At 59.6% G+C, this 13711-nt stretch carries 10 protein-coding genes; 3 read left to right on the forward strand and 7 right to left on the reverse strand.

Going from position 1 to position 13711, the window contains the following annotated elements:
- Positions 1-27 precede the first annotated feature (27 nt).
- Positions 28-2382, forward strand: a complete 2355-nt coding sequence (locus tag HRH33_RS25745) for a penicillin acylase family protein (protein WP_167417018.1) — start codon at positions 28-30, stop codon at positions 2380-2382.
- 132 nt (positions 2383-2514) lie between these two features.
- On the opposite strand, the gene HRH33_RS25750 is transcribed toward HRH33_RS25745, so the two are convergent.
- From HRH33_RS25750 to HRH33_RS25780, 7 genes are all read right to left on the reverse strand, one after another.
- Positions 2515-3399 (reverse strand): ABC transporter permease subunit, encoded by an 885-nt coding sequence (locus tag HRH33_RS25750; RefSeq protein WP_034101352.1) that lies wholly within the window; start codon positions 3397-3399, stop codon positions 2515-2517.
- Positions 3396-4316, reverse strand: a complete 921-nt coding sequence (locus tag HRH33_RS25755) for an ABC transporter permease subunit (protein ID WP_034139718.1) — start codon at positions 4314-4316, stop codon at positions 3396-3398. The genes HRH33_RS25750 and HRH33_RS25755 overlap by 4 nt, the downstream gene beginning before the upstream one ends.
- On the reverse strand, positions 4313-5455 hold the full coding sequence (locus HRH33_RS25760) for an ABC transporter ATP-binding protein (RefSeq protein WP_034101355.1): 1143 nt from the start codon (positions 5453-5455) through the stop codon (positions 4313-4315). Before HRH33_RS25760 ends, HRH33_RS25755 begins: the two co-directional genes overlap by 4 nt.
- Before the next feature lie 66 nt (positions 5456-5521).
- Positions 5522-6616 carry a polyamine ABC transporter substrate-binding protein gene (locus HRH33_RS25765; protein WP_034139719.1) on the reverse strand — a complete coding sequence of 365 codons (1095 nt, stop codon included), beginning with the start codon at positions 6614-6616 and terminating at the stop codon, positions 5522-5524.
- A gap of 150 nt (positions 6617-6766) precedes the next feature.
- Positions 6767-7861 carry a polyamine ABC transporter substrate-binding protein gene (locus HRH33_RS25770; RefSeq protein ID WP_167417046.1) on the reverse strand — a complete coding sequence of 365 codons (1095 nt, stop codon included), beginning with the start codon at positions 7859-7861 and terminating at the stop codon, positions 6767-6769.
- A gap of 183 nt (positions 7862-8044) precedes the next feature.
- Positions 8045-9409 carry an aspartate aminotransferase family protein gene (locus HRH33_RS25775; protein WP_167417017.1) on the reverse strand — a complete coding sequence of 455 codons (1365 nt, stop codon included), beginning with the start codon at positions 9407-9409 and terminating at the stop codon, positions 8045-8047.
- A gap of 58 nt (positions 9410-9467) precedes the next feature.
- Positions 9468-10826 carry a glutamine synthetase family protein gene (locus HRH33_RS25780; RefSeq protein WP_034139720.1) on the reverse strand — a complete coding sequence of 453 codons (1359 nt, stop codon included), beginning with the start codon at positions 10824-10826 and terminating at the stop codon, positions 9468-9470.
- 608 nt (positions 10827-11434) lie between these two features.
- Between HRH33_RS25780 and HRH33_RS25785 the strand changes: the two genes are divergently transcribed.
- Both HRH33_RS25785 and HRH33_RS25790 read left to right on the forward strand, forming a co-directional pair.
- Positions 11435-12811, forward strand: a complete 1377-nt coding sequence (locus HRH33_RS25785) for a glutamine synthetase family protein (RefSeq protein ID WP_034101359.1) — start codon at positions 11435-11437, stop codon at positions 12809-12811.
- Between the two features lie 223 nt (positions 12812-13034).
- The gene (locus HRH33_RS25790) at positions 13035-13664 is read left to right on the forward strand and encodes a TetR/AcrR family transcriptional regulator (protein ID WP_034101360.1); all 630 of its coding nucleotides are present in this window, start codon (positions 13035-13037) and stop codon (positions 13662-13664) included.
- Positions 13665-13711: the final 47 nt, after the last annotated feature.

The following is a 13711-nucleotide window of genomic DNA, read 5'->3' on the forward strand; positions in this document are numbered from 1 at the left end:
CCACCCCATTCTTGGTAAGGACTCTTCATGAAGCGCGTCTTGCAGGCTCTCGCGGCTGTGGTGGTACTGCTCGCTCTCGGCGCCGGTTGGTATGTGTACAGCAAACAGCCCACGCGCCAGGGCACGGTGACACTGGCCCATCTGCAAGGCTCAGTCACAGTGCGCTATGACGACCGTGGCGTGCCGCATATCCGTGCCGAGAACGAAACCGATCTGTATCGCGCCCTGGGCTATGTGCACGCCCAGGACCGGCTATTCCAGATGGAGATCATGCGCCGCCTGGCCCGTGGCGAACTCGCTGAAGTGCTGGGCCCCAAGGTGGTCGACACCGACAAACTGTTCCGCAGCCTGCGCATCCGCGACCGCGCCGCGACCTATGTGGCGCAACTGGATCATGCATCGGCGCACTGGAAGGCGCTGCAAGCCTATCTGGATGGGATCAACCAGTATCAGGACAGCCACCCCAGCCCGATGGAGTTCGACGTGCTGGGCATCCCCAAGCGGCCCTTCACGGCTGAAGACACCATCAGCGTGGCCGGGTATATGGCCTACAGCTTTGCTGCCGCGTTTCGTACCGAACCATTGCTGACTTACATCCGCGATCAATTGGGCAGCGACTACCTGAAGGTTTTCGACCTCGACTGGCAACCCAAGGGCGCCCTTAACCTGGCCGCCAGCGACTGGCAATCCCTCGGCGCCCTCGCCGCCCTGAGCGACCAGGCCCTGGCCGACAACGGCCTGCCGCAGTTCGAGGGCAGCAACGCCTGGGCCATCAGCGGCAGCCGTACCCGCAGCGGCAAACCGTTGCTGGCGGGCGACCCGCATATCCGTTTTTCCGTGCCGTCGGTGTGGTACGAGGCGCAACTGTCGGCGCCGGGTTTTGAGTTGTACGGCTATCACAATGCATTGGTGCCGATGGCATTCTTGGGGCATAACCTGGATTTCGGGTGGAGCCTGACCATGTTCCAGAACGACGACCTCGACCTGATCGCCGAGAAGGTCAACCCGGACAATCCCAATCAGGTCTGGTATCAGGGCCAGTGGGTCGACCTGATTCGCAGCGAACAACAGATCGCGGTCAAGGGCCAGGCACCGGTCACCCTCACCCTGCGCCAGTCGCCCCATGGGCCGATCATCAATGACGTGCTTGGCGAGACGGCAGGCAACATTCCCATCGCGATGTGGTGGGCGTTTCTCGACACTCAGAACCCGATCCTTGAAGGCTTCTACCAGCTCAACCGCGCCGATACGCTGGCCAAAGCCCGCGCTGCTGCGGCCAAGGTCTCGGCACCCGGCTTGAATATCGTGTGGGCCAATGCCAAGGGCGATATCGGCTGGTGGGCGGCGGCGCAGTTACCGATTCGTCCGGCAGGCGTGAACCCCGGGTTTATCCTCGACGGCAGTACCACCCAGGCCGACAAACTCGGCTTCTACCCCTTCAGCGCCAACCCCCAGGAAGAAAACCCGGCGCGCGGCTATGTGGTCTCTGCCAACGCCCAGCCAGCGTCGCCTACGGGCATGGAAATCCCCGGTTATTACAACCTGGCCGACCGTGGCCAGCAGTTGAACGCCCAGTTGAGCGATGCCCGAGTGAAGTGGGATGTGACCAACAGCCAAGCCTTGCAACTGGGCACCACCACCGCGTTCGGCCCGCGCCTGCTGGCACCGCTGCTGCCAGTGCTGCGTGAGGTGGTCAAGGACCCGGCGCAACTCAAGCTGGTGGACCAACTGGCCAACTGGAAAGGCGACTACCCGCTGGACTCCATCAGCGCCACGCTGTTCAACCAGTTCCTGTTCAACCTCGCCGATGCGGCCTTCCACCCCAAACTCGGCGACGCGATGTTCAAGACCCTGATCAGCACCCGCGTGATCGACGCGGCCCTGCCACGCCTGGCCGCCGCTGCGGACTCGCCCTGGTGGGACGGCAAACGCACCGACACCGTCAAGCTCGCCTGGGACAGCAGCCTCGCCCACCTCAAGGCCACCCTCGGCGACGACCCGAACCAGTGGCAGTGGGGCAAGGCACATACGTTGACCCACGGTCATCCGCTGGGCATGCAGAAGCCACTGGATAGGGTATTCAACGTCGGCCCGTTCCCCGCACCGGGCACCCATGAAGTGCCGAATAACCAATCCGCTGCCATCGGCCCGGCGCCCTGGCCAGTGACATACGGCCCATCCACCCGCCGCTTGATCGACTTCGCCGATGTAGCCCACGCCCTGACCATCAACCCCGTGGGGCAAAGCGGCGTGCCGTTCGACAAGCATTACGGCGACCAGGCCGAGACCTATATCGAAGGGGGTTATGAGCAGGCGCATTTGAGCGATGAAGAAGTCACGGCCAATACCCGCGGCACGCTGAAGCTATTGCCCGCTCGATAACGGCTAGAAGCGCGAGCAAAAAAGTGTGGGAGGGGGCTTGCCCCCGATAGCAGTGGGTCAGTCACTTCATCTGTTGACTGATTCACCGCTATCGGAGGCAAGCCCCCTCCCACATTTGGATCGCGTAGATCTTTAGACCGGTGCTGGCGCGCGGCGCTTGTCCGGTTGCTGCCAGCCGTCGGCGGCGGCCTCTTCGATGGCTTGTTGGATGGCCTTCTTGCGCATCTCTTCGGCACGCCTGCTGAAGAACCACACCAGGAAGGTCACCAGCGACACTGCCAGCAGAATCAGGCTGGCCACGGCATTGATCTCGGGCTTAACCCCCAGACGCACGGCCGAGAACACTTCCATCGGCAGGGTCGTGGAACCTGGGCCCGACACGAAGCTGGCGAGTACCAGGTCATCCAGGGACAACGCGAACGACATCATGCCGCCCGCCGCCAATGACGGCGCGATCATCGGGATGGTGATCAGGAAGAACACCTTCCACGGCCGCGCGCCCAGGTCCATCGCGGCTTCTTCGATCGACAGGTCCAGCTCACGCAAGCGCGCCGACACCACCACCGCCACATACGCGGCACAGAACGTGGTGTGGGCGATCCAGATGGTGACGATGCCACGCTCCTGGGGCCAGCCGATCATCTGCGCCATGGCCACGAACAGCAGCAACAGCGACAGACCGGTGATCACTTCCGGCATCACCAGCGGCGCGGTCACCAGGCCGCCGAACAGGGTGCGGCCCTTGAAGTGGCTGATGCGCGTAAGCACAAAGGCCGCCAGGGTGCCCAGCGCCACCGCAGCGATTGCGGTGTAGCAGGCGATTTCCAGGGAGCGGGCCACCGAGCCCATCAATTGGGTGTTATCCAACAGGCCCACGTACCACTTGATCGACCAACCGCCCCACACCGTCACCAGTTTGGATTCGTTGAACGAGTAGATCACCAGAATCAGCATCGGCAGGTAGATGAACAGCAACCCCGCCACCAGCATGAAGCTTGAGAAACTGAAGCGCTTCATATCTTGCCCTCCATCTCTTTGGCTTGGCTGCGGTTGAACAGGATGATCGGCACGATCAGGATCGCCAGCATCACCACCGCCAGTGCAGAGGCCACCGGCCAGTCACGGTTATTGAAGAATTCCTGCCACAACACTTTACCGATCATCAGGGTTTCCGGGCCGCCCAGCAGTTCCGGGATCACGAACTCGCCCACCACCGGAATGAAGACCAGCATGCAGCCAGCGATGATGCCGTTCTTGGACAGCGGCACGGTGATCTTCCAGAAGCTGTTGAAGGTGCTCGAACCCAGGTCAGACGCGGCTTCCAGCAGGCTCTGATCGTGCTTCACCAGGTTGGCGTACAGCGGCAGGATCATGAACGGCAGGTAGGAATAGACCACGCCGATGTACACCGCGATGTTGGTGTTGAGGATCTGCAACGGTTCGCTGATCAGCCCGATGGACATCAGGAATCCGTTGAGCAAGCCGTTGTTGCTGAGGATGCCCATCCACGCATACACGCGGATCAGGATCGCGGTCCAGGTCGGCATCATGATCAGCAGCACCAGCACGGTCTGCATCTCTTTGCGCGCGCTGGCGATGGCGTAGGCCATCGGGTAACCGATCAGCAGGCACAGCAGCGTGCTGAAGAACGCCATTTTCAGCGAGCCCAGGTACGCGGCGATGTACAACTCGTCGTCGCCAAGCATCGCGTAGTTGGCCAGGTTGAGCACCAACTGCAGCTTCTGCTCAATGAAGGTGTAGATCTCGGTGTACGGAGGGATCGCTACATCGGCTTCGGCAAAGCTGATTTTCAGCACGATGAAAAACGGCAGGGCGAAGAACAGGAACAGCCACAGGAATGGAATCCCGATGACCACCTGCTTGCCGCTGGGGACGATGCGGAGCAAGCGCCGCTTGAGCTTCTTCATGTTCATGAGCGAAGTACCACGCCGCTGTCGTCTTCCCACCAGACGTAAACCTGATCACCCCAGGTGGGCCGCTGGCCACGGCGCTCGGCGTTGGCCACGAAGGACTGCACCAGCTTGCCGCTCGGCAGCTCCACATAGAACACCGAGTGGCCGCCCAGGTAAGCGATGTCGTGGACCTTGCCGCTGGACCAGTTGTGTTCGCAGGTCGGCATTTCGGTGGTAACCAGCAGTTTTTCCGGGCGGATGGCGTAGGTCACCGACTTGTCTTCCACCGAGGTGGCAATGCCGTAGCCTACGTAAATGTCGCGGTCCAGGTCCGCGCACTTGAGCACCGCGTGGCCTTCGGCGTCGTCCACCACTTGGGTGTCGAAGATGTTGACGTTGCCGATGAACTCGCACACCAGGCGGCTGGTGGGGGTTTCATAGATATCGATCGGGCTGCCGATCTGGGCGATCCAGCCCAGGTGCATGATTGCGATGCGCTCGGCCATGGTCATGGCCTCTTCCTGGTCGTGGGTCACCATCACGCAGGTCACGCCGACGCGCTCGATGATTTCCACCAGCTCCAGCTGCATCTGCGAACGCAGTTTTTTGTCCAGGGCGCCCATAGGCTCATCGAGCAGCAACAGCTTCGGGCGCTTGGCCAAGGAGCGGGCCAGGGCCACGCGCTGACGTTGGCCGCCGGACAACTGATGCGGCTTGCGCTTGGCGTACTGGCTCATCTGCACCAGCTTGAGCATCTCGGCCACGCGGGCGTCGATCTCGGCCTTGGGAATCTTGTCCTGTTGCAGGCCGAAGGCGATGTTCTGCGCCACGGTCATGTGCGGGAACAGCGCATAGGACTGGAACATCATGTTGATCGGCCGCTCATAGGGCGGCATATCGGTGATGTCCACACCGTCGAGGTAGATGCGGCCTTCCGTTGGCCGTTCGAAGCCCGCGAGCATGCGCAGCAAGGTGGATTTGCCCGAACCCGAACCGCCGAGCAAGGCGAAGATCTCGCCTTTCTTGATTTCCAGGGACACATCGTCCACGGCAATCGTCTCGTCGAACTTCTTCGTGACCCGGTCGATTTTGACCAGCACCTTTTTCGGTGTCTGGTCGCCCTCGAGGGCTTTCTTATAGGCGCCGGAGGCAACTGCCATTTACGAAACTCCCAAAAAAATAGACTGCGGTTCACCCGAGGCGGGCGAACCCAGGAAAGTTGTGCCTTATTTGCCCGTCTTGACCTTGGTCCAGCTACGGGTCATTAAACGCTGCACCTTCGGGGGTAGCTCGAAGTTGACGAATGTCCGGTCGAGAACCGCCTGCGGTGGGTAAACCGCTTCGTCGGTGCGTATCGATTGCTCCATCAGCTTGTCCGCCCCGGGGTTAGGGTTGGCGTAGCCGACGGCGTCACTGACCTGAGCGATCACCTCAGGTTGCAGCAAATAGTTGATGAAGGCATGGGCCTCCTTGACGTTGGTGGCATCCTTGGGGATGGCCAGCACGTCGAACCACAGGTTGCCGCCTTCTTTCGGAATGACGTAGGCGATGTTCACACCTTTGCCCGCCTCGCTTGCGCGAGCCTTGGCCTGGAACACATCGCCGGAGAACCCGGCGGCCACGCAGATATTGCCGTTGGCCAGGTCAGAGATGTATTTGGACGAGTGGAAGTAGGTCACGTAGGGCCGCACTTTCAGCAGCTTTGCTTCGGCCTTTTTGTAGTCTTCCGGGTTGGTGCTGTTGGGGTTCAGGCCCATGTAGTTGAGCACCGCCGGCAGCATTTCATCCGCCGAATCCATGAACGACACACCACAGGTGGCCAGTTTTTTCATGTTTTCCGGTTCGAACAGGACGGCCCAGGAGTCGATATGGTCGACGCCCAGCACTTCTTTGACTTTGTCGACGTTATAGCCGATGCCATTGGTGCCCCATAGGTACGGCACGGCGTACTGGTTGCCCGGGTCGTTCTTTTCCAGGCGCTTGAGCAGTGCCGGGTCGAGGTTGGCGTAATTGGTCAGCAACGATTTGTCGAGCTTCTGGAACGCCCCGGCCTTGATCTGCTTGCCGAGGAAGTGGTTGGACGGCACCACCACGTCGTAGCCGGTGTGCCCGGCCAGCAATTTGCCTTCCAGGGTTTCGTTGGAGTCGAACACGTCGTACACAGGTTTGATGCCGCTCGCCTTCTCGAAGTTGGCCAGGGTGTCGGTGCCGATGTAATCCGACCAGTTATAAATATGCACAGTCGGCGCAGCCTGCACGCTGACAGCCAGCGTGATACCAGCGCCCACCAACATGGCTTTGCGAAATAAAGAAATTGGCAAGTGGAGGTCCTCTTAAATAGTTGGGCCCAAAGTTGTTGCCCGGCAACAAAACCGGCGCGCAACTTACCCTCGATAAACCGATCCGGCAAAACTTTCTGTCATTTAATTAATGTGTGGGAGAGCGTTTCCCCCTCCCACAGGTTTCAAGGCTTACTTGCCCGATTTGATCTTGGTCCAGCTGCGTGTCATTTCACGCTGGGTCGCGGCTGGTAGGTCAGCAATGGCATAGAGCTTGGCTTGCACATCCGCCGGTGGATAGATGCCTGGGTCGCTGGTGATGTCTTTGTCGACCAGGGCGGTGGCCTTCTCGTTACCGTTCGGGAAACGCACGCTGTTGGTGATCGACGCCATGACTTCCGGCTTGAGCAGGTAGTTCATGAACTTGTAGGCCGCGTCGACATTTTCGGCATCCTTAGGAATGGCGACCATGTCGTAGAAACTGCCGGCGCCTTCTTTCGGAATGTCGTACGCCACTTTGACCTTGCCACCGGCTTCAGCCGCGCGGGACTTGGCCTGCTGGATGTCACCCGAATAACCCACGGCTACGCAGATGTTGCCGTTGGCCAGGTCGGAAATGTACTTGGAGGAGTGGAAGTAACCGATCGAAGGACGGATCTTCAGAAACAGTTCTTCGGCTTTCTTCAGGTCGTCTTTCTTCTGAGTGTCGGTCGGCAGGCCCAGGTAATGCAGGGCAATCGGCAACATTTCGGTCGGCGAATCAAGGAAGCTCACGCCGCAGCTTTTGAGCTTGGCGATGTTTTCAGGCTTGAGCAGCGTGTCCCACGAGTCGATCTTGTCCACGCCCAGCGCAGCCTTGACCTTCTCCGGGTTGTAGCCGATGCCGATCGAGCCCCACATGTACGGGAAGGCGTGCTTGTTGTCAGGGTCGCTGACCGACACGGCTTTGAGCAGGGATTTGTTCAGGTTGTCGTAGTTGGACAGCTTGGACTTGTCCAGCTCCTGATAAACGCCGGCCTTGATCTGCTTGGCGAGGAAGTTGTTCGACGGTACGACGATGTCATACCCGGACTTGCCGGCCAGCAATTTGGCCTCCAGGGTCTCGTTGCTGTCGAACACGTCGTACACCACTTTGATGCCCGACTCTTTTTCAAAGTTGGCGATGGTGTCCGGTGCGATGTAGTCGGACCAGTTGTAGACGTGCAGCACTTTATCGTCTGCCTGGGCCGCGCCTGCCATTGCGCCCATCAGGGACAAGGCGAGGAGGGTCTTGCCCGCGTTCTTCAAACCTAATGCCTTCATTTGGTGATGCTCCAATTTTTTCTTTTTTGGGCCACAAGCTATGTATGTTCCGCAGCCCAGCCAATGGGCAACAAAACAGGGCGACAGTCTGGCAAGTTCAGGGGCCGGCTTTCAACCAAAGCCCCCACATTTATAACCACTCGGTGCGCTGAGCACTGAGCCTAGCACTTAGCCTTGCAATGCCGCCAAAGTCAGGTCCAGGCACTGGCGAGCCTTGGTCACCAGCTCGTCGATTTCCGTCTTGCTGATCACCAGCGGCGGCGAAATGATCATGGTGTCGCCCACGGCGCGCATGATCAGGCCATTCTCGAAGCAGAACGTGCGGCAAATCATGCCAACGCCCTTGCCTTCGTAACGCTTGCGCGTGGCCTTGTCCTGCACCAGTTCAATCGCACCGAGCATGCCGACGCCACGCACTTCACCCACCAGAGGGTGATCCGCCAGCTCCCTCAGACGTTTCTGCAAATAGGGTGCCGTTTCGTCATGTACACGCTTAACAATCTGTTCATCGCGCATGATGCGGATGTTTTCCAGCGCGACTGCCGCCGCTACCGGATGACCGGAGTAGGTGAAGCCATGGTTGAAATCGCCGCCTTCGTTAAGCACGGCCACCACGTCATCGCGCACGATCAGGCCGCCCATGGGGATGTAACCCGAGGTCAGGCCCTTGGCGATGGTCATCATGTGCGGCTTGAGGCCATAGAAATCGCTACCGAACCACTCACCGGTACGGCCGAAACCGCAGATCACTTCGTCGGCGACAAATAGAATGTCGTACTTGGCGAGGATTTCCTTGATGCGCGGCCAGTAAGTCTCAGGCGGTACGATCACGCCGCCGGCGCCCTGGATCGGCTCGGCAATAAAGGCACCGACATTGTCCACGCCCAGTTCCAGGATCTTCTCTTCAAGCTGGTTGGCAGCCCACACGCCGAACTCTTCGGGGCTCATATCGCCGCCTTCGCCGAACCAATACGGCTGGGCGATATGGACGATGCCCGGAATCGGCAAATCGCCCTGCTCGTGCATATAAGTCATGCCGCCCAGGCTGGCGCCGGCCACGGTGGAGCCGTGGTAGCCATTCTTGCGGCTGATGATGGTTTTCTTGTTCGGCTGGCCTTTGATCGCCCAGTAGTGGCGGACCATGCGCAACATGGTGTCGTTGCCTTCGGAGCCGGAACCGGTGAAGAACACGTGGTTCATGCCGGCTGGAGCGATGTCGGAAATGGCCTTGGCCAACTCCAGCACCGGCGGGTGAGCGGTCTGGAAGAACAGGTTGTAGTACGGCAGTTCTTTCATTTGCTTGGCGGCGGCGTCGGCCAGTTCATCGCGACCGTAACCGATCGCCACGCACCACAGGCCGGCCATACCGTCGAGGATCTTGTTGCCTTCGCTGTCCCACAGGTATACGCCGTGGGCTTTGGTGATGATTCGTGGGCCTTTCTCTTTCAATTGCTTGAAATCGCTGAACGGCGCCAGGTGGTGATCACTGCTCAAGGATTGCCATTCACGGGTTTGCGGGTTGTTGCTGGACATACCGATCTCCTAGACTTTTCAGTGAAGGGCGCACCGTTCAAAGGGCGCGCCCGGCGCATCAGACGGCAAAGAGCAGGAATTCCCGCTCCCACGAACTGATGACGCGCTTGAAGTTTTCATGCTCGGCCCGCTTGACCGCGACGTAGCCTGTGATGAATTTGTGCCCCAGGTATTTCTCGATGGTCTTGCTGTTTTCCATACGCTCCAGGGCGTCTTCGATGGTCAGCGGCAAGCGCAGATTGCGCCGCTCGTAACCACGACCCACCACCGGCGCGCTCGGGTTATGGCCTTCGACCATGCCGATAAAACCGCACAGCAGGCTGGCGGCAATCGCCAGATACGGGTTGGCATCGGCGCCCGGCAGGCGGTTTTCCACGCGGCGGTTCTGCGGGCCGGCATCCGGTACGCGCAGGCCCACGGTGCGGTTTTCTTCGCCCCATTCCACGTTCACCGGCGCCGAGGTATCCGGCAGGAAGCGGCGGAACGAGTTCACATTCGGCGCAAACAACGGCAGCAATTCAGGGATGAATTTCTGCAAGCCGCCGATGTGGTTGAGGAACAGCTCACTCATGGTCCCGTCTTCATTGGAGAAGACGTTCTTGCCGGTGGTGATGTCGATGATGCTCTGGTGCAGGTGCATGGCGCTGCCGGGCTCGCCGGTCATGGGCTTGGCCATGAAGGTGGCGGCCACATCGTGCTTGAGCGCGGCTTCACGCATGGTGCGCTTGAACACCAGAATTTGGTCAGCCAGGGACAGCGCATCGCCGTGACGGAAGTTGATTTCCATCTGCGCGGTGCCGTCTTCGTGGATCAGGGTGTCGAGGTCCAGTTCCTGCAGCTCGCACCAGTCGTAGACGTCTTCGAACAATGGGTCGAATTCGTTGGCCGCTTCTATAGAGAAGGACTGGCGACCGGTTTCCGGGCGACCGGAACGACCAATCGGCGGTTGCAGTGGGAAGTCCGGGTCTTCGCAGCGTTTGGTCAGGTAGAACTCCATCTCCGGCGCCACGATGGGCTGCCAGCCTTTATCGGCGTAGAGCTTGAGGACTTTCTTGAGCACGTTGCGCGGCGACAGCTCGATGGGGTTGCCTTGCTTGTCATAGGTGTCGTGGATCACCTGTGCGGTGGGCTCGATGGCCCAGGGCACCAGGAACACCGCGTTCTGGTCGGGGCGACAGATCATGTCGATGTCGGCCGGGTCGAGCAATTCGTAATAAATGTCGTCTTCGACATAGTCGCCGGTCACGGTCTGCAACAGAACGCTCTCGGGCAGGCGCATGCCTTTTTCGGCGATGAACTTGTTGGTCGGCGAAATCTTGCCTCGGGTGATACCGGTGAGGTCGCCAATCATGCATTCGACTTCTGTGATCTTGTGGTCTTTCAACCAATCGGTGAGCTGGTCGAGGTTGTTACTCATAAATGCCTCTGGGCTGGGTTTCCTGGCATCCATTAAAGGCCAGGCGTTGGTTGACGCAGCATCCGCGTCGTTTCTTCACTCAGGGTAGGAGCTTACCTGCCATTTGGGGTGGTAATGCATTCCTCACGCCAAAGTCGTGCAGAATCATGAGCGGCACCCGGGGTCGGCGCCCTTCAGAGGCGAAGGCGCGGTGAGTGAAGGGGGAGAAAAAAGGTCGCCCGAGGCGTCAAGAATATTGGCCGGGGCATGGGTATTCACGCAGGATGGGTGAACGGATGACAAAGCCCGTGAGAAGCAGGCCGAGACGCCGATTAGCGGCAGGCGAGACATGAAGCACCCCGGTATTATTGCTGTTATGGGTTTGAATCGAGCTTAGCCTTGTTCATTTTTTTACACAACACCCCCGTAAAAAATACAACACGGCCCGCTCAAGCCTGCGGTGCCCAAGCCGTTCAAAGCGGAAAAAACGCCCCGAAAAGCCCCAAAAAAGCCGTCACGGCGCTTTTTTAGGGCAAAAAAGGCCTCGCTTGACTTCGGCATGCCGTTCGGGTTGACTGAAACCAGAAAAGATCAATGATTGATATTTTTAACAACAAAGGTGTTGCATCATGTCGGTACCCCCGCGTGCCGTTCAGCTTAACGAAGCGAACGCGTTCCTTAAGGATCATCCTGAGGTTCTGTACGTAGACCTTCTAATTGCGGATATGAATGGTGTGGTGCGCGGCAAGCGCATCGAACGCACCAGCCTCCACAAGGTTTACGAGAAGGGCATTAACCTGCCTGCCTCTTTATTTGCCCTGGATATCAACGGCTCGACGGTGGAAAGCACCGGCCTGGGTCTGGACATCGGCGATGCTGACCGAATCTGTTATCCAATCCCCGACACCCTGTGCAATGAACCTTGGCAAAAGCGCCCTACCGCGCAGCTGCTGATGACCATGCACGAACTGGAAGGTGAACCTTTCTTCGCCGATCCGCGCGAAGTCCTGCGCCAGGTTGTTAGCAAATTTGACGACCTTGGGCTGACCATCTGCGCCGCCTTCGAACTTGAGTTCTACCTGATCGACCAGGAGAACGTGAACGGCCGCCCACAACCGCCCCGCTCGCCGATCTCCGGCAAACGCCCGCACTCGACACAGGTCTACCTGATCGACGACCTCGACGAATACGTCGACTGCCTCCAAGACATTCTGGAAGGTGCCAAAGAGCAAGGCATCCCGGCCGACGCCATCGTCAAGGAAAGTGCCCCGGCGCAGTTCGAAGTGAACCTGCACCACGTCGCCGACCCAATCAAGGCCTGCGACTACGCCGTGCTGCTCAAGCGCCTGATCAAGAACATCGCCTACGACCATGAGATGGACACCACCTTCATGGCCAAGCCTTACCCAGGCCAGGCAGGCAACGGTTTGCATGTACACATTTCGATCCTGGACAAGGACGGCAAGAACATCTTTGCCAGCGAGGATCCCGAGCAGAACGCCGCATTGCGTCACGCGATCGGCGGTGTGCTGGAGACCCTACCCGCCCAAATGGCGTTCCTGTGCCCTAACGTCAACTCCTACCGCCGTTTCGGCGCACAGTTCTACGTGCCGAACTCGCCGTGCTGGGGCCTGGACAACCGCACCGTGGCGATTCGCGTACCAACCGGTTCGGCCGATGCGGTGCGTATCGAACACCGCGTGGCGGGCGCCGACGCCAACCCTTACCTGCTGATGGCTTCGGTCCTGGCAGGCGTGCACCACGGTCTGACCAACAAGATCGAGCCTGGCGCTCCGGTGGAAGGCAACAGCTACGAGCAAAACGAGCAGAGCCTGCCGAACAACCTGCGCGATGCCCTGCGCGAGTTGGACGACAGCGAGGTGATGGCCAAGTACATCGATCCTAAGTACATCGATATCTTCGTTGCCTGTAAGGAAAGTGAGCTGGAAGAGTTCGAACACTCCATCTCCGACCTTGAATACAACTGGTACCTGCATACCGTGTAAGCGGTTGCGGCGATAAAAAAACGCCACAGGCTTTGGGTCTGTGGCGTTTTTTTATGGGGCTGTTCTGAGAGACCGGGTCGGTCTTATCGGGGGCAAGCCCCCTCCCACATTTTGGATCTGTGAATACATACCAAGTGTGGGAGGGGGCTTGCCCCCGATAGCTGCCTGGCAGACAACACAGATTCCTGCTCATACAATGCCCGCTGCCTTGTAGGAGACTTCCATGACCACCCGCCCCGCCGCCCCTCGCAAACCCCGCGCCCGCAGCCAGGCGCGGATCGATGCGATTCTCGATGCCGCCCGCACCCTGCTGGCCGCCGAAGGCGTGGCAAGTCTGTCGATCTACAGCGTGGCCGAACGCGCGCAGATTCCGCCGTCGTCGGTGTATCACTTCTTCGCCAGCGTGCCGGCGCTGCTGGAGGCGTTGACCGCCGATGTGCATGGGGCGTTTCGTGCGGCGATTCAGGCGCCCATCGATCACGAACCCCTCAAGCAATGGCGCGATCTGTCCTGCATCGTCGAGCAACGCATGCTCACCATCTACGACCAGGATGCCGCCGCGCGCCAATTGATCCTGGCGCAGCATGGCCTCACCGAAGTAACCCAGGCCGACCGCCAACATGATCTGGAACTGGGCGACCTGATGTTCAAGGTTTTCAACCACCACTTCGAGGTGCCGACACTGCCCAGCGATGTGGATGTGTTCGCCCTGGCGCTGGAGCTGAGCGACCGCGTGTATGCGCGCTCGGTGCATCAGCATGGGCTGATCACGCCGCGCATGGCCGAGGAAGGCATGCGGGTGTTCGATGCGTATGTGGGGCTGTATCTGCCAGCTTACTTGCCCAAGCGTTGAGCCTTGCGTTGACTGGGGCGATCCCATCGGGGGCAAGCCCCCTCCCA

It is taken from the genome of Pseudomonas rhodesiae (genome assembly GCF_013285305.1).
Classification (GTDB): Bacteria; Pseudomonadota; Gammaproteobacteria; order Pseudomonadales; family Pseudomonadaceae; genus Aquipseudomonas; species Aquipseudomonas rhodesiae.

Coding starts and splice junctions, on each gene's coding strand:
- HRH33_RS25745 (WP_167417018.1), top strand. CDS start 28: ATGAAGCGCGTCTTGCAGGCTCTCGCGGCTGTGGTGGTACTGCTCGCT.
- HRH33_RS25750 (WP_034101352.1), bottom strand. CDS start 3,399: ATGAAGCGCTTCAGTTTCTCAAGCTTCATGCTGGTGGCGGGGTTGCTG.
- HRH33_RS25755 (WP_034139718.1), bottom strand. CDS start 4,316: ATGAACATGAAGAAGCTCAAGCGGCGCTTGCTCCGCATCGTCCCCAGC.
- HRH33_RS25760 (WP_034101355.1), bottom strand. CDS start 5,455: ATGGCAGTTGCCTCCGGCGCCTATAAGAAAGCCCTCGAGGGCGACCAG.
- HRH33_RS25775 (WP_167417017.1), bottom strand. CDS start 9,409: ATGTCCAGCAACAACCCGCAAACCCGTGAATGGCAATCCTTGAGCAGT.
- HRH33_RS25780 (WP_034139720.1), bottom strand. CDS start 10,826: ATGAGTAACAACCTCGACCAGCTCACCGATTGGTTGAAAGACCACAAG.
- HRH33_RS25785 (WP_034101359.1), top strand. CDS start 11,435: ATGTCGGTACCCCCGCGTGCCGTTCAGCTTAACGAAGCGAACGCGTTC.
- HRH33_RS25790 (WP_034101360.1), top strand. CDS start 13,035: ATGACCACCCGCCCCGCCGCCCCTCGCAAACCCCGCGCCCGCAGCCAG.